This window comes from Agrobacterium vitis (assembly GCF_013426735.1).
GTDB classification, from domain to species: Bacteria; Pseudomonadota; Alphaproteobacteria; order Rhizobiales; family Rhizobiaceae; genus Allorhizobium; species Allorhizobium vitis_D.
In genome coordinates, this window is sequence record NZ_AP023272.1 from 259,967 (window position 1) to 286,248 (window position 26,282).

Consider the following 26,282-nt stretch of genomic DNA (forward strand, 5'->3'; position numbering starts at 1 on the left):
GACGACTTTCGCGCACCACATTTGGTGCGCGGGTCTCTATTTCGATGAAACCGGCCTGCGTTTATCAAACGCGGGCCGTGTGCATGTTCAGGCCCATTCGCCCTTGCGCATCACGGGCACCGTTGTGCCATCCGCTTTTACCCCGTCAATATCGACCTTGTCGGAACCGATCATCCAGTCGATATGGATCAACGACGAATTGCCGCCCTGGGCTTTGATCTGCTCCGGCGTCAGCGACGCCCCATTCAGGAAGCATTTGGAATAGCACTGGCCAAGCGCGATATGGCACGAGGCGTTTTCGTCAAACAGCGTGTTGTAGAACAGGATGCCGGACGCCGAAATCGGCGATGAATGCGGCACCAACGCCACTTCTCCCAGACGCCGCGCCCCCTCGTCAGTGTCCAAGACCTTATTGAGCACTTCCTCGCCGCGCGAAGCCTTGGCCTCGACGATCCGGCCTGCTTCAAACTGCACCTGGATATTGTCGATCAGCGTGCCCTGATGCGACAACGGCTTGGTAGAGGAGACAACGCCGTCCACTTTCAGCGCATGTGGCGTGGTGAACACCTCTTCCGTCGGAATATTCGGATTGCAGGTAATGCCATTCTTGGCCGTGGAGGAGCCCCCGTGCCATTCGTGGCCATCGGCCAGACCAACCCGCAGATCCGTGCCGGGGCCGGTAAAATGCAGACTGGAGAACCGTTCGCCATTCAACCAGGCCGACCGTTTGGCCAACTCGCCATTATGAGCCATCCAGGCCGCGACCGGATCGGGCTGATCGACCCGGGACGCAGCAAAAATCGCATCCGCCAGTTTTTTCACCGCCTCATCCAAGGGCAGATCCGGAAACACCTGCGCTGCCCAGGATGGGTTGGGATAGGACGAGATATTCCAGTTGATGTCGAAATTGGAAATCGGCTCCAAGGCAGGCTTGTAAGCAATTGAATTGGCCTTGTTGGCCCGCGCAACCTTGGCCGGGTCCTGGCTGGCGAGCAACATGGGATTATCGCCGGAAATCGCCAATCGCGCCGCACCGCCCGCATAGGCTTTGGCCATGCCCTCGTAGAGCCAACCGGAAGCCCGGTCGAAACTGGCATCCGAGCCATGGGCATAACGGGCCAGCGTCGTCTCTTCATCCGAATAGAATGTCGTCACAAGACCGGCACCGGCCATATAGGCATGGCGAGTAATGTTGCGCACCAGCGGCAGCGCGTTCAGCGGCGCGGTGATCACCAGATCCTGGCCCGGCACCAGCCGCAGACCAACCTTGACGGCCACTTCGGCCAGTTTGTCGAGCTTTACCGGATCGATGGAATTTGAGACATCATCAGGCAGGGTCATAGATTTTTTCCTGGTTTTCGAAACGAAAGGGCCTACGCTTTTCAATCGCGCGAAGGTCGCGGGAGGCTTCCGGCTGCATCATTCCAAGCCAAAGGGCGCTGGCATGAAGAATCAGATGGTCATAGAACAGATAGGCAATTTCATGCAAAATTGAAGGTGAAAACACCGTCAGGCAATAACCGATGCTGCAATGGCATTGAGCGCGACTTGCGCCGCCTTCGGCTCCAACCGGACCTGCAAGCCACGCTGGCCACCATTGAGATAGACATGCGGCTCATTGAGCGCCGTCAGTTCCATCACGGTCGGCACCGGCTTTTTCTGGCCGAAAGGGCTGATGCCGCCGACAACAAAACCGGTGAGCTTTTCGGCAGCGGCGGGCTTCATCATCGCGGCATGCTTGCCGCCGATGGCGGCGGCCAGTTTCTTCATGCTGACCTCCTGATCGGAGGGCAGGACGACGCAGACAGGCTTACCATCCACCTCTGCCATCAAGGTTTTCAGCACCCGGCGCGGCTCCTCGCCAATCGCTTCCGCCGCCTGCAGGCCGATACGACAGGCGTTCGGATCGTAATCGTAGTGATGCACGGTAAAGGCAAGACCAGCCTTTTCCATTGCCAGCGTGGCGCGGGTCGATTTCGACATTATTTGCCTCGTTACAGCGATGTAGACCCTGGAGCATCGAGCCGAAATTTAAGACACGGTACCTGCGAAAACAGCCTGATATTGCTCCGGCTTGAACCCCACCGTCAGCGCCCCGTCCTTGTCCAGAACCGGGCGCTTGATCATAGACGGTTGAGCCAACATAAGATCCAGAGCCTTTTCTTCATTCATATCGGCCTTGGCTTCATCGGGAAGTTTCTTGAACGTCGTACCCGCTCTGTTCAGCAACACCTCCCAGCCAAGCTTGGCACTCCAGGCCTGGAGGCTGGCGCGGTCTATGCCCTTGGCCTTGTAGTCGTGAAAGGCATAATCGATACCCGCCGTCTCCAGCCAGGTCCGCGCCTTTTTCATCGTGTCGCAATTCTTGATGCCATACAGCGTGATCGTCATGGGTGCCACCTCATCCTTGTTGGCCCATGCCTATCAAAAACGGGCGCTGTTGCAAGCTCCGCAGCACCTGGATTTCATCACTCAAAGGGTGCGATCTCAACGAGGGCTGACGTCCGTCAAGGTAAAATATATCTTTCCGGCAATGTCGGTTTCATCAGTATTTCCTTAAAGATTTCGGCCTAGCTTTTGCCCTGGCAGCAAAACGGACAAACGTTCGAGCCGGCTGCCAAAGATCGATGGGACAGGCCGGGCGCAACGATGTGTGCGCATCCAAGCCATTGCCCGTTCAAAGTGAAGCCATAGCGACCATGGATGAAGCCATGTGTGCCTGACCTGTGTGACCATGATGGATACTGCATCAATTGCGAGAGACGGTGTTTTGCTTTCCTCCGCGCCTTCCGCCCAGACCTATCCTGTGGAACGGACTGTGCGGCTCGGAGCGGCACATGACGACAGCCAGCAGATCGGGTTCCTGTTCTCCACCCCTCAACGCCAACTGCCGAGGGAGGAAATTCCACCTCTTTCTGCGGAAATGATCGAGGAAATTGCCGAGATCAAGGCAGATGACGTCAAGGAAGAAGAGCGATTGCCGGCCAATTGGCTCGATGCCATGTCCTCAAGCGAGGAGGATGGATCACCGGTCATCGAGCGTCCTTCGGGCTTCCTTGCCGACGACAATGGTCTCTATCGCATGTTCCTGCCCGACACCGTTTGAAGCAGAAACCCCAAACAGCACTTCAGAATTGACCACCAATTCACGCCATCGCATCACATATCCATGCGATGCGGCGTCCTGGCCTTTGCTTTGATTTCGTCGAAACTCCATTCTTTCAGCAGGCGGCCATTTTCCCAAACCGGCTGCAAATGATTGGTGCGACGGCCTAGATCCTCCAAAGCAATGGAGGCAAACTCGTCTCCCTCAACGATCACGGCGCGGCGCCCAGGTTCCGGCATGCGCTCCTGCATCGTGACCGGACGGCGGGAAATGGGACGCCAACGCTCCTGCCCGTCCATGATGGCACTGCATTTCATCGTGAAGGAATAGGTCGAGCGGCTGACCTTCTGCAATTGCGATGCGCCGATGCCGAAGGAAATATTTTCCGCCGAAAAGCCCATGGCTTCCAGCCGACCAAGGATCATGGTGATATCGCGCAGCGACACGCCATCCGCCTGCAAGACCCGCACCTTGTCATCCAGAACCTTATAGCCCTTGGCATTCAACCGCGTGCCGAACTGATAGGCGAGTTGGGCCACCGTCTGGACCGGAACATCGATCGGATCGCCGCTATCGGGCCGCACAATCAGCCTGCCGGGCTTGGAGCGCACTTTCTGTTGCAACGTTTTGCCCCAGATTTCGGACACTGCATTGTGAATGTCATAGCTGTCCGATACCACCGAATAGGCCGGATAATCGCCGAACCGGTCGATCATATTGGCGAAGGACTGCACTTCCTGGTCCTGGCCCCAGGCAATCATGGTCGTGTGTTCCGAGGCCGGAATCGAAAGGCCAGCCATGTCAGCGCTATAATAGCGGCGGGCATAGAGCACGGCTTCCAGCGTATCGGTGTGGTCGAAATGCAGCAGGTTGGCCACGCCGCCCAATCCGGCCTGTTCCAGACTGGCTGCACCGCGCGCGCCGTATTCGAACAGCCGCGAGCCAATCTTGTCCGATGGGTCGTCACAGCTTTTATCGAGGAAGGGCTTCAAAGTCTGTTTCACATGGCGAAGCGAGCTGGCGACCGTGGACGGATACCACACTGCCCGCAACAGTGCCGTCTCAATATAGGAGGGCAACCAGAAGCAGGCCGGATCGGTATTAACCACCTGCACCATCGGCACGCCGCGATGCAAGAAGCTGCCCTCTGGCAGCGCCTCTATGCGCAAAGGCAGAAATCCGCCATGGGCAGAGAGAATATAGTGCCAGCCGGCCTGGTCGAAAGGCTGGCCGTGCAGGGCGGCCAGTTCCTGCGCTTCATCAATATCGGCCTGGGTGATGGGCTGTGACAGATATTCCTTCAAGAACATCTGCAAGCCGAAAAACACCACTTCCGGCCGCAGGGAAGCACCACGCGTGGTGACATAGCCGCTCACCGCCCGGGTTCCGGGAGGATATTGCAGGAAATGCCCCAGCTTGTAGCTATCGGTGTTCAAGATCGGATTGATACGGCTCATCAGGCTCACCGGCATGTTGCAATCGGGCAGGGTTATGGTGCGGTGTATGCTACTTCATAATTCCCGAAACCGGAATCGATTTAAGGAGAAAATTAACCAGCAGATAGAAAGGATTACGGCGAAACACTCTCTCCGAGACGAGCAGATGAGAGCTTTAACATATTGTTAACCATGTGCAGCCATTCTATCCTGATAAGGTGATTCGCAACTGCCTTGCACGGCGTTCGATGCAATCCCGCGTAGCTGGGGTGCAACGGGTTTCAGGTCCGGTGCATAAGGTTCTGGGCCGGGGCAGACGATATCAAAGCCGCATGAGCGGCTTTCCAGCACACTCTGCCCTTAAACTCCGGATTGCATGGCCGGGCCTTGGTTGGTCAGGTCCTTTTGCAAAAAGGGATATGCTATGTTGCCTCCCGTTCAAGCTTTATCGCGCACTGCGCCAAATTTTCACGACAGCGCTACCGAGGCCGCCCTGTCCGACACGGCTATGAGCGGCTTGACGAGCGATAGCATGATCCGGGTGGACCGGGAGGGCGGTTCGGCGATTGCCGGACGCATCAATAACCTCTTGCTCAACAGCCGGGAAAGCGTGCAGACGGATCTGGCGGAAATCGCCGATCTGGTCGGCCAATCGATCGGGCTGAAGCGTGATCCCGGCGAAACCGACGCGGCCTTTGCCCAGCGCTTCGCGACAGCCCTTGCCAATCTGGACGACGGCCAAAGAGCACGGCTGCAAACGCAGTTGACCCAAGCGCTGAAAGGATTGCAGATCGAGGTCCTGTTGCGGGTTCTACAAAATACCGATGGTCCGGAAGCCGCTTTGCTATCCGCCTATATGGAAATCAAACGCAACAATAGCGGTGATCTGAAGGCGCTGAACGTGGTGTCGTCCTATAGCCAAAATGGTGCGAGCCCATCCAACCCCCTGCCACCTCAATCCGCCGGGGGCCCGCCAGCATCGGGCCAGACAGCATCGGGCCAGACAGCGGCGCCGCAAACGTTAAATCCTGCAACAGGGCAACACGTGCCAGCTGCCGGGTTAAGCGAACAGTCTCCTGGCCCGGTTGCGGGACAACCCGTAACCGCGGCACTCGCAGCGCAAAGCGCGGCGGTCTCTACCGCGCAACCGCGAGCCGAACAGGCGGCAGTCGTTGCTCAAACCGCGCCGATTGTGTCGGAACCGGAAGACGTCACCACGAACCGCACGCCATCCACACCAGTTCTTGATAGTACGCAGGCGGAGGAAACTCCGGCCGCTCGCAGCCTTCTGGCGCAAGCGCCCGCAAACCCTGAAATGGCAGGGCGCCAGACGGCTTTGCAAGCTGTCCGCCCTGAAGCGCTTGCTTCCGCAATGGCGCTGGTAACAAACGAAACGGCAATGACAGGCGCTGCACCAACCACGGACAACAGGTCAATTGCTGGCCATATGGCTCCTGAAACGGTTATGACCGGCATGGATGACCTGCCGGAGGAAACAAGCACGGGACTTGCGGCCAAAGCTGCCACGGAGGCAGGCTTGAAAGCGCCAGCTTTCGACCGCAATGGCCAGACTGGAACCTCTGGAATGACCGGAACGCCAGTAGCCGGGGCGATGGGGAATAGCGCGGCACCGACCCTTGCCACAGGCCTTGCACAGACAGGGCGGGAAGCCGCGATGGATGGCCTGGCGACACAAGCGACGAACCGAGCCTATGGAGCTTTCACCTCATCTGCTCCATTGCAGGATAATCGCCAGGATGCGATCCCGCGCCGCAGCGATGATGGCACTGGAATCGATACAATGGTCGCCACCGTGCTGTCTTTGAAGGGCTGGATGGATGTAACAGGAGCATCACTCCAAGCCCCGGCGATGCCGGAAGAGGATTCCGACACGGATTTGCTACGCCAAATGTTTTTCCAGACGGAGGATATGCAGGAGAATGAACAGAACGATCTGCACCCTGCGATCAATGCTGATGCCCGCGCCAACCAGGCTACATTGCTGGAGATAAACCAAAGGCGTTTAAGCCAGATGCAAGCTGGCCAGATGCAGGCGCATTCCTCGGCAAACCAGACACCAGCCGGCGACGCGCAGGCGGAACTGGTTTCCGTACGGCAAGAAGAGATTATCCGTGAGCAGGCCATTCTATCGCTTGCCGGAGCACAGGCCATAGTGCATGCGTCGGTTTTGCATGTGCCGCCCTTCGTGCCGTTTCCGGTGGTGAGCTATCTCGCGGTTCAGGATGAACCCGGTCGCGGCAAGACTGAGACTGTGGATGCCATCGAGGCTCTGGGCGACGACGACGCGCATCAGGACAACAACGGCCAGCACCAGCGCGACGGCTCTGCCGAGGATGAGGACACGGCGGAAGAAGACAGCGGCAGCGCGGCAGAAACCCTATCCGAAAGCCAGTCTTATGCCCTGAGCGACGATGTGACGCTTGAAACAGCCGACCGCACTGACGTTCTGGAGCTTGAGACAGAACATTATACTGCCCCGACCTTGGCGCTAGCGGCGCCGCAGGAAGACGCCCTACCAGCCGACGCGCTCTATTGGCGGATCGCCGATCTGGCCTGAGTTTTTACACATCGCTCCCATTCTGGCTTTGTACGCAAAGCATTCATATCACGCGCCCAGCAGCCACGCCCAGAACGTGACGGAAAACACACCAAGTGCTGTTGTAATGGTAATGGTCGAGGCGGCCAGCGCATGGCCGACCCCAAACCGATTGGCGATCAGCCAGGCGTTAACGCCCGTCGGCACCGAAGACGTCAGCACCAGCGCCATGGTCCATTCATGCGGCAAATGCAGAAGGTGGCAGGCCATCCACACGGATGCGGGCATCAGAACCAATTTCAGGGCCGAAGTAACGCTGGCAATACCGACATTGCCGGTGACACGATATTTGGTCAGCGCCATGCCCAGCGAAATCAGTGCTGCCGGCCCGGCCATGGCGGAGATCTGACTGAGCACGGTCTCAATCGTCGCCGGGATTGGCAGGCCGATCACATGCACCATAAGTCCGATGGCAAGACCAATCACCAGAGGATTGGTGACAAGATTGCGCCCGACCTGGCGCAAGACGGCGAGCATTCCCCGCAATTGCACCCCGCTTTCCCGGCGCTCGGCATGTTCCATCAAGACTGTGCCGATCACCATCATCAAAGGCAGATGGACGGCCAGCAGAATGGAGAGAGCAACAATACCGTCATTGCCAAGCATGCGGCTGACCAGGGGCAGGCCGATGAAAACATTATTGGCAAAGGCTGAGGACACCCCGGCCAGCACGCCGATCCGCTGGTCGCGGCCAAAAACCCGTGTCGCCACGAGATGGCCGATGGTCCAGGTGACACCTACTCCGGCAAAATAGGCAATCCACAAACGAAAAGGCGATGCGCCCTGAAAGTCAGCCTGGGTAATCGTATGCAGCAACAGAACCGGCACCGCGACCTTGAAAACAAATTCGCTTAAGGCATCACCGATATCCACGTTCAGGAACCGGCTGCGCACCAGCGCCCAGCCGGAAAAGATCAGCAGGAAAATCGGCAGGACATTCAAGGTGATTTCGGTCATGTAATCGATCTGTTCCGGCGGAAGAGCATCTGTGGGGCAGCAGAGAGCCGCAGGTCATGACGCAAAAAGGCGCCGTTGAGGGTTAAACGATCAAATCCCAAACTATGATGTTTTAGTCCTGACCGGACAACTTGACCTGCTTGAAACGATGCTCGAATTCCTGACGCAGGGCGCGACGTTCTCGGGCCGCCTTTTCCCGGCGGATTTTGGCTGGCGTCTCGGGACAGAAGGACGGAACGGTGGTTGGCTTGCCCTCGGTATCCACGGCAACCATGGTGAAATAACAGGAATTGGTATGGCGGCGTTCACCGGTGCGGATTTCCTCCGCCTCGACCCGAATGCCGATTTCCATCGAGGTGCGCCCGGCATAATTGACCGAGGCGCGGAACGTCACCAGTTCGCCGACATGGATCGGCTGACGGAACACCACCTGATCCACCGACAGCGTCACCGCATATTGCTGGGAAAAGCGCGAGGCACAGGAATAGGCGACCCGGTCGAGAATATTCAGCAGCGCGCCGCCATGCACCTTGCCGGAAAAATTCGCCATATCCGGCGTCATCAATACCACCATTTCAAGTTCGCTGGGGTCGTGGCCACGGTCCATCGGTCATCCTTTTGCAATAAAATCGGTCCTGCAAATGATGTAACCGCAGCAGGCACGCGGCGGAAGAGAAAAGCGCATGATTGTCGCTTCCGCTCCACGGACAGCACCCCGCCGGGAACCGCATCACCTTGTTTATAGGCTTGATTTACAGGCCTTTGGGTTTGTCAATCTGGCCATTTTGCCAGCAAGTCAAGACCTTGGTCCAGCAGACTGGCCGCCGCTGCATGGTCGCTTGCCTCAACATAACAGCGCATTTCCGGGGCGTTGCCGGAAGGGCGGAAATGGATGACCCTGTTATCATCGAGCGTCACCCGCAAACCATCGATATCGCTGGTTTCGCGCACACCCCCTATAGGCGCCAGGAAACTATGCAGGTTTTCGTCCGAACCGCGCAGAAACGCCATCAGCGCACTGCTTTTGTCCAGGGCATAGTGCTCAAGACGGTCAGAAAGAGCAATCGGCAGGCGATAGTCTGACACCACGGCAGAGAGTGCGCGTCCGGCGCTTGCCGCAGCATAAAGCGCCGCCAGGATAGGCATAACACAATCGCGGGTCGGCAGAGCGGCAAGCCTGCCGTCATGGACGGTGAAATCGGAGGCCAGCATAACGCCACCATTCGCCTCAAAGCCGATCACGCCGCTTTCACCCACTGAGAGCGCCGCATTCATGACGGAAATCACATAAGGAGAGCCGACGCGGGTGCGCAGGACCTTAAAGCCGCTTGCGGCTTCAATGCCCGAATTGGAGGTAACGGGTGTGGCAATCACCTTGGCGCCCAGCAGGTTTGCCGTGATCAGCCCCAGCAGATCGCCGCGCAACGGCGCGCCCTTTTCATCGGCCACCAGCGGACGGTCGGCATCGCCATCGGTGGAGACGATGGCATCCAGGCCATGCTCGCCTGCCCAGGCGGAAAGCTTGCCGATTGTGTCCGGGGATACCGCTTCGGTATCAACAGGAACGAAGACCTCTGAGCGTCCCAGCGGCAGGACGGATGCGCCATAGCCCTCAAGCAGGGTCACCAGCATGTCACGCGCCACGCTGCTATGCTGATAGACGCCGATTTTCATGCCCTTAAAGGCGGCAGGGGGCAAAACCGCCATGTTGCGTTTTAGAAACAGGTCTACGGCAATGGCGTATCGGTCTTCGCCTGCGCCATGCTCAACGTGGTTAGCGCGCTCATCAGCCGCCAACTCGGCGGCAAGGGCAGTGATCGCCTCTTCATCAGCCTTGTCGATTTCTCCATCCGGCCGATAAAATTTGATGCCGTTGCGGTCGGCTGGAATGTGGGAGCCAGTGACCATTAGCGAGGCTGAACCGATCCTGCTGCCATAAAAGGCCAGCGCAGGGGTGGGAATGGCCCCACAATCGACCGGTACCAGCCCTTCCCGTTGTAGCGCGCCCATGCAGGTGGCAGCGATTTCCGGGCTGGAGGGGCGAAAATCCTGGCCGATCAGCACGGTCGCGCCCGATTTCGCATAGCCCTTGGCAAGCAGCATTCTGGCAAATGCCGTCGCATGCAGAGCCGAAACGCTGCCAACCAGGTCCAAAGAGAGACCGCGCAGTCCGCTGGTGCCGAATTTTACCGCCATAGGGTCAAGCCTCACTGTCATCAGGTGATCGCACACATCCTCCGCGCGGTCATCACGCGAGGTGGTTCGATTAAGACTGTTTAAACCAATTCAAAGCAGACGAAAGCATCGTTTATGCATCGAACCGGATAAGACTGGATTGAAGAGAGGAAATGCCAGGGCCAGAACGCAAAAGAGCCCGACGCGGGAGGAGGATGCGTCGGGCTCTTGAACTTGATCGGCAATTGGGAGGAGGAGTATCGCCGATCCCTTCAAAGCGACACTGGGAGGAGGAGTGCGTCGCTTCGATGATTTCAATATAGAGGATTTCCCGGAGATGAATATCGTTAATACCGCATTGCAGCAATGTATTCAGCGCATAGCGAAAACATGAAAATATCGGCGTTTTGCGAAATCTATCAAGAAACGGTGGCTTTTCACCCTCCATCATCGATCATCCGCTGGCGAATGAGTAGAATTTGCGCACTTCCAAACGAGACGATTGCATAGCCCCCGAATCAAGCGCGGGCGGAGCTGGAGGATTGCCACGAGGCCTGGCGGCGCAATGGCCAAGCAGGCACCCCCCCTGCTGAAGGGAAAGCTCGAAAACCAAGCCTGCATGGAGCTTAGAAAGACCCAAAAACCGTCCTAGGAAAACCAGATCCTCGCCGATATAAATTTTGCACATCACGTCCGTGGCAAAACAAGCAAAGACCTCATCCATGCAGAAAAAGCCGAATATCCTGCTGATCACTGCGGACCAATGGCGGGGCGATTGCCTGTCAGCGGTTGGCCATCCCGTGGTGCAGACCCCCAATGTTGACGGGTTGGCGGCAGAAGGCCTGTTGTTTCACCGGCACTTTGCCGCGGCTGCTCCGTGCTCACCGGCGCGCGCAGCGATCTATACCGGACTTTACCAGATGAACAACCGGGTCTGTCGCAATGGCTCACCGCTCGATGCCCGTTTCGACACGGTGGCGCTGGCGGCACGCCGGGGCGGTTACGACCCGACGCTGTTTGGCTATACCGATGTTTCGCCCGATCCACGGCGTCTGGCCCCCGCCGACCCACATCTGACCAGTTACGAGGGCGTGTTGCCGGGCTTTACGGTTGGGCAATTGCTGCTGGAAGACGATCGGCAATGGCTGAGCTGGCTGAAAACCCGGCGCGGCGGTGCACGGCCCGGGCGCGAACTCCATCAGACCGGACGGGATCGGCCCGTCCAGCCCAATCAGGAACCACCGGCCTATAGTGCGGAGGAAACCCCGACCGCATTTCTGACCGAAGCTTTCCTGAACTGGCGCGAGGAGCAGACGCAGCCCTGGTTTGCACATATTTCCTTCCTGCGCCCGCATCCGCCCTTCTGCGTTCCCGAACCCTATAATCGGATGTTTACGCCGGGCATCGGCCCAAAACCGGTGCGTCATCCGACGCTGGAAGCGGAAATGGCCGTGCATCCTTTGTCGGAACTCATGCTGCCGCATCTGCCGCAATCCTCTTTCATTGCCGGTGCCGAAGGCCGCGTCTGCGACTGGAGTTCCGAACAGATCGACGTGATCCGCGCCACCTATTACGGCATGATCGCCGAGGTCGATGCCCAATTTGGCCGAATCGTCGATGCCCTGAAAGACAGCGGCACCTGGGACGACACAATCATCGTCTTCACCTCCGACCATGCCGAAATGCTGGGCGACCACTGGATGCTGGGCAAGGGCGGTGTCTATGATGGCAGCTATCACATTCCACTGGTGATCCGCGATCCGGCGAACACTGGCACCCATGGGCAAGTGGTGGGGGCCTTCACCAGCGCCGCCGACCTGATGCCGACGCTGCTGGACCGGATGGGCGTCAGCCCGCTCAATCATCAGGATGGCGGCTCTCTGCTGCCTTTTCTGGCTGGCACACAACCAGAGGACTGGCGAGACCACGCATTCTGGGAGTTCGATTTCCGGGAAGTGGTGACAAATTCCACGGAGAATGCCCTCGGTCTGAAATCCAGCCAGTGCAATCTGGCCGTGATTCGTGACGAAAAGTTCAAATATGTGCATTTTGCCGGACTGCCGCCGTTGCTGTTCGACCTTCAGGCCGATCCGGGCGAGTTAACCAATCTGGCCGAGGACCCGGCATATGGTGCGATAAGGCTGCATTATGCTGAAAAGCTGTTATCGCTTCGCGCCGAGCATCTGGACCAGACCCTGGCCTATACCGAGCTTTGCGATGAAGGACCGGTGAGCAATCCGAAACTGTGACGTCATGATTTCAGGCGTGGTTCTTGATATTCGGTATCGCTGCACGGCTGTTTCCGCTATAGGCCGCACAAAGACCAAAGAGACAGCAGGAGACAGGCATGGCTTCCACCATTCGCTACCATGAAGGCGATATCAGCAGCGAAGACGCGGCGCGCTATACCCGCGCCATCGCCATCGACACCGAAACGCTGGGGCTTATCCCCCGCCGCGACCGGCTCTGCGTGGTCCAGCTTTCGTCGGGTGACGGCACAGCCGACGTCATTCGCATTGCGCCGGGCCAGCGCCAGGCCCCCAACCTGACCGCCCTGCTGGAAGACCCGACCCGGGAAAAAATCTTCCATTATGGCCGGTTCGACATCGCCGTGCTGTTCCATACCTTCGGCGTCACCACCACGCCGGTGTTCTGCACGAAAATCGCCTCGCGCCTATCGCGCACCTATACCGACCGGCATGGGTTGAAGGACAATCTCAAGGAAATGCTGGATGTGGATGTGTCCAAGGCCCAGCAATCCTCGGACTGGGCGGCAGAAACGCTGTCTCCCGCGCAGCTCGAATATGCGGCCTCCGACGTGCTCTATCTGCATGCGCTGCGCGACAAGCTGACCGCCCGGCTGGTGCGCGATGGCCGCATGGACCATGCCACCGCCTGCTTCGAGTTCCTGCCCACCCGCGCCAAACTGGACCTGCTGGGCTGGGAAGAGACCGATATTTTCGCCCATAGCTGAACCGGCGTCATCCTGATTGAAAAAGGCGGAAAACCTTCTGGTTTTCCGCCTTCTTTGTTAAATGCCGTCTATTTTGGTCAGTTACTCGTCGCTCATCTTCAGGGCAGCGATAAAGGCTTCCTGCGGGATTTCGACCTTGCCGAACTGGCGCATCCGCTTCTTACCGGCCTTCTGCTTGTCCAGCAGCTTGCGCTTGCGGCTGGCATCGCCACCGTAGCACTTGGCAGTCACGTCCTTGCGCATTGCTGAAATGGTCTCACGCGCGATCACATTGCCGCCGATGGCAGCCTGGATCGGAATCTTGAACATATGCCGCGGAATAAGATCCTTCAGCTTTTCACACATGTCGCGACCACGCTTTTCCGCTGCCGAGCGATGGACCAGCATCGACAGAGCATCGACGGGCTCGCCGTTGACCATGATCGACATCTTGACCAAATTGCCTTCGCGATAAGCGTCCAGGTGATAGTCGAAAGAGGCATAGCCCTTGGAGATCGACTTCAATCGGTCGTAGAAATCAAACACCACTTCATTGAGCGGTAGTTCATAGGTCAGCATGGCCCGCTTGCCGACATAGGTCAACTCGGTCTGCACACCACGACGGTCCTGGCAGAGCTTGAGAATGCCGCCGAGATAGTCATCCGGCGTCAGGATCGTCGCCTTGATCCACGGTTCGTGTATTTCCGAGATTCGCACCACATCGGGCATGTCCGCCGGGTTGTGCAATTCGCGCTCGCTGCCGTCGGTCATGAACAGCTTGTAGACAACCGAAGGGGCCGTGGCGATCAGGTCAAGGTCGAACTCACGCTCCAGCCGCTCCTGAATGATTTCCAGATGCAGCAAGCCCAGGAAGCCGCAGCGGAAACCGAAGCCCAGCGCTGCCGAACTTTCCATTTCAAACGAAAAGCTCGCGTCATTGAGGCGAAGTTTGCCCATCGCTGAACGCAGATCTTCAAAATCAGCTGCATCGACTGGAAAGAGCCCACAGAACACCACGGGCTGGGCGGGCTTGAAACCGGGCAGCATGGTGGCTGTCGGGCGCTTGTCTTCCGTGATGGTATCGCCGACTCGGGTATCGGCCACTTCCTTGATCGAGCCGGTAAAAAAGCCGATTTCGCCGGGACCAAGACTGTCAACCGCCAGCATTTTCGGCGTCAAAACGCCGACCCGCTCCACCTGATATTTCGCGTCCGTCCCCATCATCCGGATAGTCTGACCCTTGGTCAAAACACCGTCGATGACGCGCACCAGAACCATAACGCCCAGATATGTATCATACCAGCTATCGACCAGCAGTGCTTTCAGCGGGCCTTTGTCGCCCAGTTCACTTTTCGGCGCCGGCAAATGTTTGACAATGGCTTCCAGCACGTCGGGAATGCCAAGCCCGGTCTTGGCGGAAATCAACACGGCTTCAGAAGCATCGATGCCGATGACTTCTTCGATCTGTTCCTTGATCCGGTCCGGTTCGGCAGCAGGCAGGTCAATCTTGTTGAGAACGGTGACGATCTCATGATTGTTGTCGATAGCCTGATAGACATTGGCCAGCGTCTGGGCTTCGACGCCCTGGGACGCATCCACCACCAGCAGCGAACCTTCACAGGCCGACAGCGACCGCGAGACTTCATAGGCGAAGTCAACATGGCCGGGCGTGTCGATCAGGTTCAGCACATAGGTTTCACCATCATTGGCCTTATAGTGCAGGCGCACGGTCTGCGCCTTGATGGTGATGCCGCGCTCACGCTCGATGTCCATGCTATCGAGCACCTGCTCCGACATATCACGCTCTGCCAGGCCACCGGTGGTCTGGATCAGGCGGTCGGCCAGCGTCGATTTTCCATGGTCGATATGGGCGACGATGGAAAAGTTGCGGATATGGTCGAGAGGCGTGCGGTTCTGTGTGCTCATGGCCTGCGCATATAGCAGCGCGCCCGCATGCCGCAAAGCGGAAATGCGGGGCATTTGAAGGATAATTTTGACAAAGGCCGGGCGAAATCAGCGTGCCTGCTGATGGTCACCCTCTTCGCCAAGCCCGGTTGCGACCACCGACACCCGGAACGTGCCGTCCAGTTCCTTGTCGAAGATCGCGCCGACGACGATATCGGCCTCGTCATAGACCTCGTCGCGGATGCGGGTGGCGGCTTCATCGACCTCGAACAGCGTCATGTCCATGCCGCCGGAAATCGAGATCAGCACGCCGCGCGCGCCGCGCATCGACACTTCGTCCAGCAGCGGATTGGCAATCGCCGCTTCCGCCGCCTTCATGGCGCGGCTGTCGCCAGTCGCCTCGCCGGTGCCCATCATCGCCCGGCCCATGCCCTTCATGACGGATTTCACGTCGGCGAAGTCCAGATTGATCAGGCCTTCCTTGACGATCAGATCGGTAATGCAGGACACGCCCGAGAACAGCACCTTGTCGGCAATCACGAAAGCATCGGCAAAGGTGGTCTTGGCATCGGCAATGCGAAACAGGTTCTGGTTGGGGATGACGATGACGGTATCGGCGGCTTCACGCAGCCGCTCGATGCCTTCTTCGGCAGCCTGCATCCGGCGGCGACCTTCAAAGCTGAAGGGCTTGGTGACGACACCGACTGTCAGAATACCGGCCTCGCGGGCCGCACGCGCAATCACCGGCGCTGCACCCGTGCCCGTGCCGCCGCCCATGCCGGCGGTGACGAAGCACATATGCGTACCGGCCAGGTGATCCATCACTTCATGCAGGGATTCCTCGGCGGCCATCCGTCCGGTTTCCGGCACCGAACCGGCACCGAGACCCTCGGTCATTTCGGCACCAAGCTGAATGAGGCGCGGGGCTCTCGACATGGTCAGCGCCTGGGCATCGGTATTGGCGGCAATGAAATCGACGCCTTGCAGGCCTTCGTTGATCATGTTGTTGACGGCATTGCCGCCCCCACCACCAACCCCGATGACGGTAATCTTCGGCCGCATTTCCTCGATTTGCGGTTTTCTGATCTCAATCACGTCTGTCTCCTTGGGGTTGTGCTCGACTCGTCCTGTCGTGCGAATCATACGCTCTCTTGGCACGCGAAAAAGGCCGGGAGTTGGGCGACATGCAAGAGGCTTGTTGATAAAACGTGATTTTGCTGCTGTGAGCCGCATGAGAAAGGCTATTGACTCCACTATAAGATACTATATTTCTTATATCATGGAAAATACGCCTGATACCCTCACTCTCGCCATTGCCGCAAGGCTGAAAGCGATCCGCACAGCACGCGGCCTGACACTCGACCAGTTGGCGGATCTCTCCGGCGTCAGCCGGGCCATGATTTCCCGTATCGAGCGCGCTGAAGCCAGCCCGACCGCCACCCTGTTGGCACGGCTATGCTCGGCGCTGGGTCAATCGCTTTCGATATTTTTTGCCGAACCCAATCATGGCTCACCCTTGATGCGCCACGCCGACCAGCCAGTGTGGCAAGACCCCGAAACCGGCTATCTGCGCCGCGCCGTTTCCGCACCCGGCACCGGTGCGCGGGTCGATGTGGTGGAGGTGGAGCTGCCGCCGGGGGCGCTTGTCCAATTTTCCGCACAGCCTGCCAGCCCCCATCCCAGCAGCAGGCAATGGCAACATGTCTGGCTGTTTGAAGGCACTATCGAGTTGACCGTCGGCGATACCGTTCACCGGCTGGAGCCGGGCGACTGTCTTTATATGGATATCGGCGCGGTCCACGCCTTTCATAACCCCACGGACCGCCCTGCCCGCTACGGCGTGATCATCGATCTTGGCCGCTGATTCGAAGGAAATGACCATGACTGCAATTCGGCTGCTGAACGCCAATGACGCCCGTGAAGCGATACCCGACCTCTGTGAGATTCTCTGCGATTGCGTCAATGGCGGCGCATCGGTGGGCTTCATGCTGCCCTTCGACCCCGAAACGGCCCGGCCCTTTTGGGAAGGCGTCGCCAATGCTGTCGAGGCGGGTGATAGCCTGCTGCTGGTGGCAGAACATCAGGGAACCGTGGTGGGTACGGTACAGATCGGCCTGAAACAGCCGCCCAACCAGCCACACCGTGCCGATCTCAAAAAATTGCTGGTGCATCGCTCTGCCCGTGGACTTGGTCTCGCGCGCCAACTGATGGAGGCGTCGCAGCATCAGGCCGCCCGCGCAGGCAAGACATTGATCGTACTGGATACAGCGACCGGCGAACCGGCTGAAGCAATTTACGAGAAGCTCGGCTGGACGCGGGCTGGTGTCGTGCCGGATTATGCGCTGTTTCCCGATGGGCGCTTCTGCGATACGACGATTTTCTACAAGCGTGTGGGCTCTCTATAAGAGCTTGGACACATCGGCGAGGCAATTTGGCCACGCCGATCACGCCCTATCAGACAGTTGCCGTGGTCTGGTCTTCGATCTTTGCCTCAGGCGCATTTTTCTGAATGGAGGCAATCGCGCTCATCACCGAGGCTTTTGCCTTGTAGCCTTCAGAGCTGAACATTGTTTCGCCATTCGACGCCTTGAACCGAAACCGGAATTCGCCTGCCTTGTCTTTATAAACTTCAAATTTGTACATTCTGCCCTCCCAAGCCGGTGCTGTACATTTCTACGGATTTCACTTTTCCTAAGGCAAACTCTAAGACTATCACTGCCCAGCCTACACCGGGAAAGATCTAAATTCAATTTCACTTATACTGTATTTATGCGCCAACGCGACCTATGCGAAACACCGAGAGCCTTGCCCCGTGACCACTGAACCTGAGACCGAAAAACCGAAAATCACCATTCTCTACTGCACCCAATGCAATTGGTTGCTGCGCGCCGCCTGGATGGCGCAGGAACTCTTGCAAACCTTTGGCGATAGCCTGGGCGAAGTGGGCCTGATCCCCGGCACCGGCGGCAATTTCGAGATCCGAGTCAATGGCGACGTGATCTGGGAGCGCAAGCGGGATGGCGGCTTTCCGGGGCCGAAGGAATTGAAACAGCGGGTCCGCGATATCATCGAACCCGGCAAGGATCTAGGCCATACAGACCGCGTTGATGGCAAGACAGAAAAAGGCGAGGAATGACCCCGCCCCTTTTCTCTAAACAGCGTCTGGAACCGATTAAAACGGCAGCTTGAAACCGGGTGGGATCGGCAGACCGGCGGTCATGTCCTTGGTTTTTTCGGCAGCAATCGCCTCGGCCTTGTCCTTGGCGTCCTTGTGGGCCGCGACGATCAGGTCTTCGAGGATTTCCACGTCGTCTTCTTTGAAGAGCGACGGGTCGATCTTCAGGCCTTTCAACTCACCCTTGCCGGTCATCGTCACAGTCACCAACCCGCCGCCGGATTTGCCTTCGACCTGAAGCGATGCAATCTCTTCCTGCATCTTCTCCATCTTGGCCTGCATTTCCTTGACCTTGCCCATCATGCCCATGATGTCGCGCATATGATCTGCCTCCTTTATATAGTCCGTTGTTTTGGCTTCGCCTATCAGACGGATGGTGATTTCACGCTTCCGCGACAGATCATAAGCCGGCTAAACTCTAAAACTCGATATCATCTCCGGGAAGGATATCACCCTCGGCGGATTCGGCCACGGCTGGCGGAGGCAGGGCCTCGTCCTCTTCCTCCGTGACGGTGCGGATGCGCACGTCGGTGATTTTCGCGCCGGGAAAGCGCGACAGGATCGCCATCACATCCGGATCGGCGGCTGCATCGGTCATCCGCGCTTCGTGATCGCTCTTTTCCTGCTCGGCCAGGGTCTTTTCCCCCGGCTCGCGACTGAGGATGACCATCCAGCGGATATCGGTCCATTCCTCCAGCCGCTTTTGCAGATCACCAACCAGCGATTTCGGCGCCTCCGGCGGCAGGTTGATTTCCAGCCGGCCATTTTCCAGCTTCACCAGCCGCACATAGGCGCGGGTCAAGGCTTTCAGCTTCGGATCGCGGTTTGCGGTACAGAGATTGACGATATCATTCAGTGACCGCACGGGAACCTTTGGCTCGGGCACATCCGGTTGGATGTCAGGTTTTGTCTCTGGACGGGCGGCAATGTCCGGCGACGGCGATGCCTTGGGAACCACCTGCAAATGTGCGGTCGGCTGGGTCTGGCCCATTGCGTGTGGGGCCGGATCGCTCGACGCCCGCGCCACCGCCTGCCCGCCATAGCTGACCGATGCACCGCCTCCATTACCGCCCCTGGGACTGGTCCCCTGCGGCGCACCCCCGCCATCCTGTGCCATGTCCAGCAGGCGGCGCGCCGCTTCTTCCGGCGAAGGCAGATGGGCGGCATGGGCCAGCCGGATCAGCACCATTTCGGCGGCACCGGCCTGACGAGAGGCGTTTTCCACCTCGGGAATGCCCTTGAGCAACATTTGCCAGATACGCGACAACGTGGTGACAGCAACGCTCTCGGCGTAGTCCGCACCCCGCACCCGCTCGACTTCACTCAGCGACGGGTCATTCGCACCATTGGGTACATATTTCAGCCGCGTCACCAGATGGGTGAAATCGGCAAGATCGGTCAGCACCACGCTCGGGCTGGCACCGGCTTCGTATTGGCTGTTAAATTCCGAAAGGGCTGCGGCGACATCGCCAAGCACGATATGTCCGAACAGATCGACCACCCGGGCGCGGTCGGCCAAGCCCAGCATGGAGCGCACTGCGTCTGCTTCGACCCGCCCTGCGCCATGGGCAATGGCCTGATCGAGCAAGGAAAGTCCGTCGCGGGCCGAGCCTTCGGCGGCGCGGGCGATCATTGCCAGCGCCTCGTCTTCCGCCTCGATATTTTCCTTGGAGAGAATGGTGGAGAACAGCCCGACCAGATCCCCGGCATTGATGCGGCGCAGATCGAAGCGCTGGCAGCGTGACAGCACCGTGATCGGCACCTTGCGGATTTCAGTGGTGGCAAAGATGAACTTCACATGTTCCGGCGGCTCTTCCAGCGTCTTCAACAATCCGTTGAAGGCAGCAGTGGAGAGCATATGCACTTCGTCGATGATATAGACCTTGTAGCGGGCCGATACCGGGCGGTAGCGCACCTGCTCGATGATTTCCCTGATATCGTCGATACCGGTATGGGAGGCGGCATCCATCTCGATCACATCGACATGGCGGCCTTCCATGATCGCCTGGCAATGCTCGCCGGGGATTTTCAGGTCGATGGTCGGACGGTCGATCTCAGTGGTTTTGTAGTTCAGCGCACGGGCGAGGATGCGGGCGGTGGTGGTCTTGCCGACCCCGCGCACGCCGGTCAGCATATAGGCCTGGGCAATGCGGCCCGTCTCGAACGCATTGGTGAGGGTGCGAACCATCGGCTCCTGGCCGACCATCAGGTCCGTAAAATCCTTGGGGCGATATTTGCGCGCCAGAACGCGGTAAGCACCGGAGGCTTGGCCGGACGCGGGAGCAGCTTGTGCTGTGGGTTCCAGATCGGACATCGCGCTGCCAGTCTCCCCGTTTCGGGCGGGATACGGCCACGCTTGATTAGGACTGGCCATAAACATGAAGGGTGGGAGGCTGGCACGATGACCCGTGCCGCGCTCGTTAGGGCTGCTTCCTTCCGGACCTGACCCGGTTGGCGAGTGGCTCGTCCACCACCAACCTCCCGAGCGACATATCGGCAATTCCTGCGGCAATTGCAAGCCGAGGACCAAAAAAACTATTCGCCTTTCCGGGAAAAGTGGATATCGGCTTTACGGTCAGGCATGCGTAAAAACAAAATGACCTTGAGGAGACCGATCTTGGAGCTTTTCCGTCTCGATGAACGGCTGGCGCGCGACAGCCAGTCAATCTTGCAGCTGCCGTTAAGCGACCTGCGCCTGTCCAGGGATAGCCGCTGGCCCTGGCTGATCCTCGTGCCGCGCCGCAATGATGTTGCTGAAATTTTCGAGCTTTCCAAGGACGACCAGATCCAGCTGCTGCACGAACAGGTGCAGGTGGGTGCCGCCTTAAAAACCGCGACCGGCGCCACCAAGATCAACATCGCCGCCATTGGCAATGTGGTGCGCCAGCTCCATGTTCATGTCGTCGCCCGCTTTGAAAACGACCCGAACTGGCCGGGGCCGATCTGGGGCCATGGGGTGGCAGAGCCATATTCGGACACAGCTCTTGCGACGATGACAACGACAATTCTGGATGCGCTGACATGACCCTAATTTCCCTGTTTGAGACCGATACACCCCATCCGGAGGCAAGCGCCCTCACCGCTTTTGCCGGTAATGGACTGGAGCGCTACGCCGAGCATCGCTCGGAAGAGAGCCTTTCCGAGGCTTTCAAGGCCGAGGGCATGCATGTGCTGGCTTTTGCCGGCAATCGGCTGGTGTTCAAGCATGAAGGACTGGTGCTCGACCCGCTATTTGCACCTTATGAGCTGACAGCCCTGCAACCGGACCTCGACAATGCCGTGCTTTTGGGTCGCCGCCCCAGTGGCGAGCCGCGCATTGCCGTCCCCGTGACAATCAGCGAAGAGCAGCTTGCAAGTGGCTACAAGGCTTTAACAGCGCGCGAGCTGTTTCGTGATCCCAATATTGATGCCGAACTGGTCGGCGAAGCCGCACAGGGTTTCAGTCTCTTGCACTGGAACAGTGAGAACCGCTTCTGCGGCACCTGCGGCAAGCCGATGGAGCCACGGCTTGGCGGCTACAAGCGCGAATGTCCGGCCTGTGGGCGCATGGCCTTTCCGCGTACTGATCCCGTGGTAATCATGATGACGGTGGATGAGGACAACGACCGCTGCCTGCTGGGGCGCGGAGCGCATTTTCCCGAAGGCATGTATTCCTGCCTCGCAGGCTTTGTCGAACCGGCGGAAACCATTGAAAACGCCGTGCGGCGGGAGACCTATGAGGAGGCCGCCATCACCATTGGGCGTGTGCGCTACCACGCCTCCCAGCCCTGGCCGATGCCGCATCAACTGATGATCGGCTGCTATGCGCAGGCCCTGAGCTTGGAGATTTCCCGCGACGAGAACGAACTGGCCGATTGCCGCTGGTTCAGCCGGGCCGAGGTGCAGGCAATGATTGACCTTGAGACTGAAACGATAAAAGCCCCCGCGCCCGGCACCATTGCCCAACGGTTGATGAGCGACTGGCTTGACTGGGGCAAGGCTGGTTAAGGTGGTGAATACTGCGTCAGGAACGGCCTTTAACACCATTTACGCGGAAAACGTGTGAGGCTATGGTAAGCGAATGTGATGTCATCGTCCGATGGGAGGGGTCAACGGACGATGAAGCAAAACATCACGCGCGATAGTCTATTTCGAGGGAGGATATATCTTTGCTTTCAAAACCCAATGCCACGGTGAAATGGCGGGCTGTGCCTCGATAGGCCTTCCGCTTGGCTTTTCAGCAATCCGTTTTTTGGCCCGTTTTTCGGCGAAAATTCATCAATTCAGGAAATCATCGATGAAAATGTTTAGCTTGGCGTCCTGCGCCATTCTGATGGCGTCTGTTGCCATCGCGCAAAATCAACCTGTCGTAACCGCCCGTTCCGCGGCGATCCTCACGGTCGATGGAAAGACCTTCAAGGACCTTAACCGCAACGGCCGCCTCGACCCTTATGAGGATTGGCGTCTAACACCTGCGGAGCGCGCAAGTGACCTCGTCAGCCAGATGACCCTGATCGAAAAGGCCGGGTTAATGATGCATGGGACTGCCCCGGCTTTGGCGTCTGGATCGGAGGCCGGACAGGGACGCGGCAGCGGTTACGATCTGGAGCGGATCAAGCCGCTGATCAACGATGCCAAGGTTGCCACCTATATTACCCGGCTATCTTTGCCACCCGAACAGCTGGCCGCAGAAAACAACAAGCTCCAAGAGATTGCCGAGGCCAGCCGGCTTGGTATTCCGCTGACGATCAGCACCGATCCGCGCAACCATTTCCAATATGTGCTGGGCGCTTCGGCCCAGAGCGGTGGTTTCTCCAAATGGCCGGAAAGCCTGGGTTTTGGCGCGCTCAACGACGCGAAACTGACGCGCCGGTTCGGCGATATCGCACGGCAGGAATATCTGGCCGTCGGTATCCAGCAGGCCCTGTCGCCGCAAATCGATCTCGCCACGGAGCCACGCTGGCCACGCTCGACCGGCACATTCGGAGAAGATCCGCAGATTTCCCGGCGCATGGCGGAAGCCTATGTCGCTGGTTTCCAGAACGGCACCACGGGCCTGAAACCCGGCAGCGTCAGCGCCGTCGCCAAGCATTGGGTGGGCTATGGCGCAGCACCGCAAGGCTTTGACGGCCATAACTCCTATGGTCGCCATGTGGTTTTTAAGGCCAAGGACTTCGAAAAGCATGTCACCCCCTTCAAGGGTGCCTTTGCCGCCAAGGTGGCGGGCATCATGCCGACCTATTCGATTGTCGATGGCGTCAAGCTTGATGGCAAACCCCTGGAGCCTGTGGCTGCGGGCTATAGCAAGCAATTGCTGACCGATCTCCTGCGTAAGCGTTACAAATTCGATGGCGTCGTGGTCAGCGACTGGCTGATTACCAATGACTGCAAGGATGAATGCCTGAATGGCGAAAAGCCTGGCGACACCCCGATCATCCGGCCCGATACGTTTGGCATGCCCTGGGGGGTCGAGGATCTCAGCCGCGAGGATCGTTTTGCCAAGGCGGTGAACGCCGGAATCGACCAATTCGGCGGCGTCGCCAATTCCGATATCCTAGTGAAAGCCGTCGAGGACAAGAAAGTCAGCGAAATCAGGATCGATCAGTCGGCCAAGCGGTTGCTGATCCAGAAGTTTGAACAAGGCTTGTTCGAAACCCCCTATGCCGACCCGCAAAAAGCCAAAGCCATCGTTGGCAATACCGATTTTGTCGCCGAGGGCGAAAAGGCCCAGGCCCGCGCCATGGTTGTTCTGCAAAACAAGGGGAAGATTCTGCCGGTCAAGCCTGGCAGGAAGGTCTATCTTCTCAATGTCGATGCCGCCACTGCCCAGAAGCGTGGCTATCAGGTGGTGACAAAACCGGAAGAGGCGGATTTTGCACTGGTCCGTCTGATGGCACCGTTCGAGCGCCTGCATCCCAATTACTTCTTCGGGGCGCGGCATGAGGAAGGCGACCTGTCCTTCAAGCCCGGCAACCCCGATTACGACGCCGTGACCGCCATTGCCGGAAAGACACCAATCATTGCCACGGTGTTTCTGTCACGCCCGAGTATTCTCACCAATCTGAAGGGCCAGACAAAGGCGTTGATCGGCAATTTCGGTGCCAGTGACGAGGCGCTGTTCAATGTCATCGAGGGCAAGCAGAAGGCGCGGGGCAAGCTGCCATTTGAACTGCCGTCTTCCATGCAGGCTGTCGAGGCACAGGCACCAAGCACACCGCATGATTCGAAAAAGCCGCTCTACAAGATCGGTTATTCGCTGAAGTATTGAATACGCAAAGCAATGGCGGCACCCCGCCGCCATTGCTCCGATCTCTGATTAAAACTTGCCGCGCATGGCATGAGCCTTGTAGACGCCGAGAATGTGGACCTTCTCGGAGAAGAAGCGCAATTCCTCCAGCGCCCGCTTGACCGGCGCATCCTCTGGATGCCCTTCGATATCGGCATAAAACTGAGTGGCGATGAATTTGCCGCCGATCTGGTAGCTTTCCAGCTTGGTCATATTGACCCCATTGGTGGCAAAACCACCCATGGCCTTGTACAGCGCTGCCGGAATATTGCGGACATTGAAAACGAAGGTGGTGATGAAGCTTTCATCCGCAGCCGCCCGCGTCAACGCCACCTCATCGCGCGACAGCACCACGAAGCGGGTGATGTTGTTTTCGGAATCCTCGACATTTTCGGCGAGAATATCCAGCCCGTAGAGCGAGGCGGCAAGGCGCGGTGCCAAGGCCGCCATGGAGCGGTCGCCCAGTTCCGCAACCTGCTTGGCAGCCCCTGCCGTGTCGCCCGCCACCACGGCCTTCCAGCCATGGCTGCGGATGATCTTGCGGCATTGGCCGAGCGCATGGATGTGGCTGTGGACCGTGCGGATCTCCTCGGCCTTCACCCCCGGCAGCACCATGAGTTGAAAACGGATCGGCATGAAATATTCACCGATGATTTTCAGGCGTGACAGCGGCAGCAGATAGTGAATATCGGCGACCCGCCCAGCCAGCGTGTTTTCAATCGGGATCATCGCCAGATCCGCCTCGCCGTTTTCCAGCGCCGTGAAAGCGTCCTCGAATGTCGGGCATGGCAGCGGCTCCATATCCGGGAACATGTCTCGGCAGGCCATGTCGGAATTGGCGCCATAATCGCCCTGGAAGGAAATTTTGTTGGTGAGCGTGACCACGGGCTTATCCTTATTTTGCAGCCAGAATGGCGCGGGCTTTTTCGAGATCCGCCGGGGTATCGACGCCAAGCGGCACGGTATCGACAATTTCGACATCAATGCGCATGCCCGCTTCCAGCGCCCGCAGCTGTTCCAGCGATTCGCGCTTTTCCAGCACGGAGGGAGGCAGTGCCACGAACCGCTCCAATGCGGCGCGGCGATAGGCGTAGAGGCCGATATGATGATAAAGCGGCCCCTTGCCATGGGGGGCGGTGGCACGGGTAAAATAAAGCGCCCGCAGGCGATTGTCCGACAGCGGCGAGCCGACAACCTTCACCACGTTGGGATTGGTCTTTTCCGCCTCATCCTCGATCTCCACCGTCAGCGTGGCGATATCGACCTGCGGGTCTTCCAGGGGGCGCAAGGCGGCGCGAATCGTCTCCGGGTCGATGGTCGGCAGATCACCCTGAACATTGATGATGATTTCGGCCTCGCCTTTTGGATCGACCTTCAGCAGCGCTTCATGGATGCGGTCGGAACCGGATTGATGCTGCTCGCCGGTCATCACGGCTTCAAAACCGGCTGCCGTCACCGTGGCGAACACGTCAGGATGATCCACCGCCACGACGATCCGTCCGACATTGGCCTCCGCTGCACGCTTTGCCACCTGGACGATCATCGGCAGGCCGGCAATGTCAGCCAGGGGCTTACCGGGAAGCCTTGTGGAGGCCATGCGGGCGGGGATGAGAACCAGGGTTTTGAAGCGTGTATGGTCAGACATCGGTATTCGCCTTTGAAAGCAATGGGGGTAAGTGGCAAAACGTCTCAG

Annotated in this window: 24 protein-coding genes and 1 other RNA gene; 10 read left to right on the forward strand and 15 right to left on the reverse strand. The window is 58.5% G+C overall.

Features of this window, described 5'->3' with window-relative positions:
• Nucleotides 1-87: 87 nt before the first annotated feature.
• The 3 genes from H1Y61_RS01230 to H1Y61_RS01240 all read right to left on the reverse strand — a co-directional run bounded on the left by H1Y61_RS01230 (nucleotide 88) and on the right by H1Y61_RS01240 (nucleotide 2,391).
• A complete protein-coding gene (locus H1Y61_RS01230) occupies nucleotides 88-1,341 on the reverse strand; it encodes an aminopeptidase (RefSeq protein ID WP_180573479.1) in 1,254 nt (417 codons plus the stop codon).
• Between the two features lie 168 nt (nucleotides 1,342-1,509).
• Entirely contained in the window at nucleotides 1,510-1,983 is a 474-nt protein-coding gene (gene ybaK, locus H1Y61_RS01235) for a Cys-tRNA(Pro) deacylase (protein ID WP_180573480.1), read from the reverse strand.
• A 48-nt stretch (nucleotides 1,984-2,031) separates the two neighbouring features.
• Nucleotides 2,032-2,391 carry an ArsC family reductase gene (locus H1Y61_RS01240; RefSeq protein ID WP_180573481.1) on the reverse strand — a complete coding sequence of 120 codons (360 nt, stop codon included), beginning with the start codon at nucleotides 2,389-2,391 and terminating at the stop codon, nucleotides 2,032-2,034.
• A gap of 346 nt (nucleotides 2,392-2,737) precedes the next feature.
• On the opposite strand from H1Y61_RS01240, the gene H1Y61_RS01245 reads away from it, so the two are divergent.
• Nucleotides 2,738-3,106, forward strand: a complete 369-nt coding sequence (locus H1Y61_RS01245; protein ID WP_139191538.1) for a hypothetical protein — start codon at nucleotides 2,738-2,740, stop codon at nucleotides 3,104-3,106.
• A 53-nt stretch (nucleotides 3,107-3,159) separates the two neighbouring features.
• On the opposite strand, the gene H1Y61_RS01250 is transcribed toward H1Y61_RS01245, so the two are convergent.
• The gene (locus H1Y61_RS01250; protein WP_235680807.1) at nucleotides 3,160-4,563 is read right to left on the reverse strand and encodes a nicotinate phosphoribosyltransferase; all 1,404 of its coding nucleotides are present in this window, start codon (nucleotides 4,561-4,563) and stop codon (nucleotides 3,160-3,162) included.
• 403 nt (nucleotides 4,564-4,966) lie between these two features.
• Here H1Y61_RS01250 and H1Y61_RS01255 point away from each other — a divergent pair, with 403 nt between their 5' ends.
• Complete coding sequence (locus tag H1Y61_RS01255) at nucleotides 4,967-7,120, forward strand: hypothetical protein (RefSeq protein WP_180573483.1); 2,154 nt, start codon at nucleotides 4,967-4,969, stop codon at nucleotides 7,118-7,120.
• A gap of 48 nt (nucleotides 7,121-7,168) precedes the next feature.
• Here H1Y61_RS01255 and H1Y61_RS01260 read toward each other — a convergent pair whose 3' ends face one another.
• The 3 genes from H1Y61_RS01260 to H1Y61_RS01270 form a co-directional block, all read right to left on the reverse strand.
• Nucleotides 7,169-8,116 carry an AEC family transporter gene (locus tag H1Y61_RS01260; protein WP_156532520.1) on the reverse strand — a complete coding sequence of 316 codons (948 nt, stop codon included), beginning with the start codon at nucleotides 8,114-8,116 and terminating at the stop codon, nucleotides 7,169-7,171.
• Between the two features lie 112 nt (nucleotides 8,117-8,228).
• On the reverse strand, nucleotides 8,229-8,723 hold the full coding sequence (locus tag H1Y61_RS01265) for an acyl-CoA thioesterase (RefSeq protein ID WP_174109595.1): 495 nt from the start codon (nucleotides 8,721-8,723) through the stop codon (nucleotides 8,229-8,231).
• 164 nt (nucleotides 8,724-8,887) lie between these two features.
• Nucleotides 8,888-10,312 carry a phosphomannomutase gene (locus tag H1Y61_RS01270; RefSeq protein ID WP_180574371.1) on the reverse strand — a complete coding sequence of 475 codons (1,425 nt, stop codon included), beginning with the start codon at nucleotides 10,310-10,312 and terminating at the stop codon, nucleotides 8,888-8,890.
• Between the two features lie 701 nt (nucleotides 10,313-11,013).
• Here H1Y61_RS01270 and H1Y61_RS01275 point away from each other — a divergent pair.
• Together H1Y61_RS01275 and H1Y61_RS01280 are read left to right on the forward strand one after the other, a co-directional pair.
• Nucleotides 11,014-12,540 carry an alkaline phosphatase family protein gene (locus H1Y61_RS01275; RefSeq protein WP_180573484.1) on the forward strand — a complete coding sequence of 509 codons (1,527 nt, stop codon included), beginning with the start codon at nucleotides 11,014-11,016 and terminating at the stop codon, nucleotides 12,538-12,540.
• Nucleotides 12,541-12,638: 98 nt separating this feature from the next.
• Nucleotides 12,639-13,265, forward strand: a complete 627-nt coding sequence (locus tag H1Y61_RS01280; RefSeq protein ID WP_180573485.1) for a ribonuclease D — start codon at nucleotides 12,639-12,641, stop codon at nucleotides 13,263-13,265.
• Nucleotides 13,266-13,346: 81 nt separating this feature from the next.
• On the opposite strand, the gene lepA is transcribed toward H1Y61_RS01280, so the two are convergent.
• The gene (gene lepA / locus H1Y61_RS01285; protein WP_060719491.1) at nucleotides 13,347-15,170 is read right to left on the reverse strand and encodes a translation elongation factor 4; all 1,824 of its coding nucleotides are present in this window, start codon (nucleotides 15,168-15,170) and stop codon (nucleotides 13,347-13,349) included.
• A gap of 87 nt (nucleotides 15,171-15,257) precedes the next feature.
• Entirely contained in the window at nucleotides 15,258-16,244 is a 987-nt protein-coding gene (ftsZ, locus tag H1Y61_RS01290) for a cell division protein FtsZ (RefSeq protein ID WP_049777113.1), read from the reverse strand.
• 184 nt (nucleotides 16,245-16,428) lie between these two features.
• Between ftsZ and H1Y61_RS01295 the strand changes: the two genes are divergently transcribed.
• Both H1Y61_RS01295 and H1Y61_RS01300 read left to right on the forward strand, forming a co-directional pair.
• The gene (locus H1Y61_RS01295; protein WP_180573486.1) at nucleotides 16,429-17,013 is read left to right on the forward strand and encodes an XRE family transcriptional regulator; all 585 of its coding nucleotides are present in this window, start codon (nucleotides 16,429-16,431) and stop codon (nucleotides 17,011-17,013) included.
• Between the two features lie 16 nt (nucleotides 17,014-17,029).
• The gene (locus H1Y61_RS01300; protein WP_180573487.1) at nucleotides 17,030-17,554 is read left to right on the forward strand and encodes a GNAT family N-acetyltransferase; all 525 of its coding nucleotides are present in this window, start codon (nucleotides 17,030-17,032) and stop codon (nucleotides 17,552-17,554) included.
• Nucleotides 17,555-17,603: 49 nt separating this feature from the next.
• Here H1Y61_RS01300 and H1Y61_RS01305 read toward each other — a convergent pair whose 3' ends face one another.
• Nucleotides 17,604-17,792 (reverse strand): YegP family protein, encoded by a 189-nt coding sequence (locus H1Y61_RS01305; protein WP_012654592.1) that lies wholly within the window; start codon nucleotides 17,790-17,792, stop codon nucleotides 17,604-17,606.
• Nucleotides 17,793-17,961: 169 nt separating this feature from the next.
• Here H1Y61_RS01305 and H1Y61_RS01310 point away from each other — a divergent pair, with 169 nt between their 5' ends.
• Nucleotides 17,962-18,285: an Rdx family protein gene (locus H1Y61_RS01310; protein ID WP_180573488.1), complete on the forward strand. Its 324-nt coding sequence runs from the start codon at nucleotides 17,962-17,964 to the stop codon at nucleotides 18,283-18,285.
• A 36-nt stretch (nucleotides 18,286-18,321) separates the two neighbouring features.
• Here H1Y61_RS01310 and H1Y61_RS01315 read toward each other — a convergent pair whose 3' ends face one another.
• From H1Y61_RS01315 to ffs, 3 genes are all read right to left on the reverse strand, one after another.
• Nucleotides 18,322-18,645 carry a YbaB/EbfC family nucleoid-associated protein gene (locus H1Y61_RS01315; protein ID WP_012654590.1) on the reverse strand — a complete coding sequence of 108 codons (324 nt, stop codon included), beginning with the start codon at nucleotides 18,643-18,645 and terminating at the stop codon, nucleotides 18,322-18,324.
• Nucleotides 18,646-18,742: 97 nt separating this feature from the next.
• Nucleotides 18,743-20,638: a DNA polymerase III subunit gamma/tau gene (locus H1Y61_RS01320; RefSeq protein ID WP_180573489.1), complete on the reverse strand. Its 1,896-nt coding sequence runs from the start codon at nucleotides 20,636-20,638 to the stop codon at nucleotides 18,743-18,745.
• 71 nt (nucleotides 20,639-20,709) lie between these two features.
• Nucleotides 20,710-20,806: signal recognition particle sRNA small type (ffs, locus tag H1Y61_RS01325), an RNA gene on the reverse strand.
• 135 nt (nucleotides 20,807-20,941) lie between these two features.
• On the opposite strand from ffs, the gene H1Y61_RS01330 reads away from it, so the two are divergent.
• The 3 genes from H1Y61_RS01330 (at nucleotide 20,942) to H1Y61_RS01340 (ending at nucleotide 24,571) form a co-directional block, all read left to right on the forward strand.
• Complete coding sequence (locus H1Y61_RS01330) at nucleotides 20,942-21,349, forward strand: HIT family protein (RefSeq protein ID WP_180573490.1); 408 nt, start codon at nucleotides 20,942-20,944, stop codon at nucleotides 21,347-21,349.
• Nucleotides 21,346-22,311: an NAD(+) diphosphatase gene (nudC, locus tag H1Y61_RS01335; RefSeq protein WP_180573491.1), complete on the forward strand. Its 966-nt coding sequence runs from the start codon at nucleotides 21,346-21,348 to the stop codon at nucleotides 22,309-22,311. Before H1Y61_RS01330 ends, nudC begins: the two co-directional genes overlap by 4 nt.
• Before the next feature lie 289 nt (nucleotides 22,312-22,600).
• Nucleotides 22,601-24,571: a glycoside hydrolase family 3 protein gene (locus H1Y61_RS01340; protein WP_180573492.1), complete on the forward strand. Its 1,971-nt coding sequence runs from the start codon at nucleotides 22,601-22,603 to the stop codon at nucleotides 24,569-24,571.
• Between the two features lie 48 nt (nucleotides 24,572-24,619).
• Here H1Y61_RS01340 and H1Y61_RS01345 read toward each other — a convergent pair whose 3' ends face one another.
• Complete coding sequence (locus H1Y61_RS01345; protein ID WP_235680864.1) at nucleotides 24,620-25,417, reverse strand: prephenate dehydratase; 798 nt, start codon at nucleotides 25,415-25,417, stop codon at nucleotides 24,620-24,622.
• Nucleotides 25,418-25,484: 67 nt separating this feature from the next.
• Entirely contained in the window at nucleotides 25,485-26,234 is a 750-nt protein-coding gene (locus H1Y61_RS01350) for a 3-deoxy-manno-octulosonate cytidylyltransferase (protein ID WP_180573494.1), read from the reverse strand.
• Nucleotides 26,235-26,282: the final 48 nt, after the last annotated feature.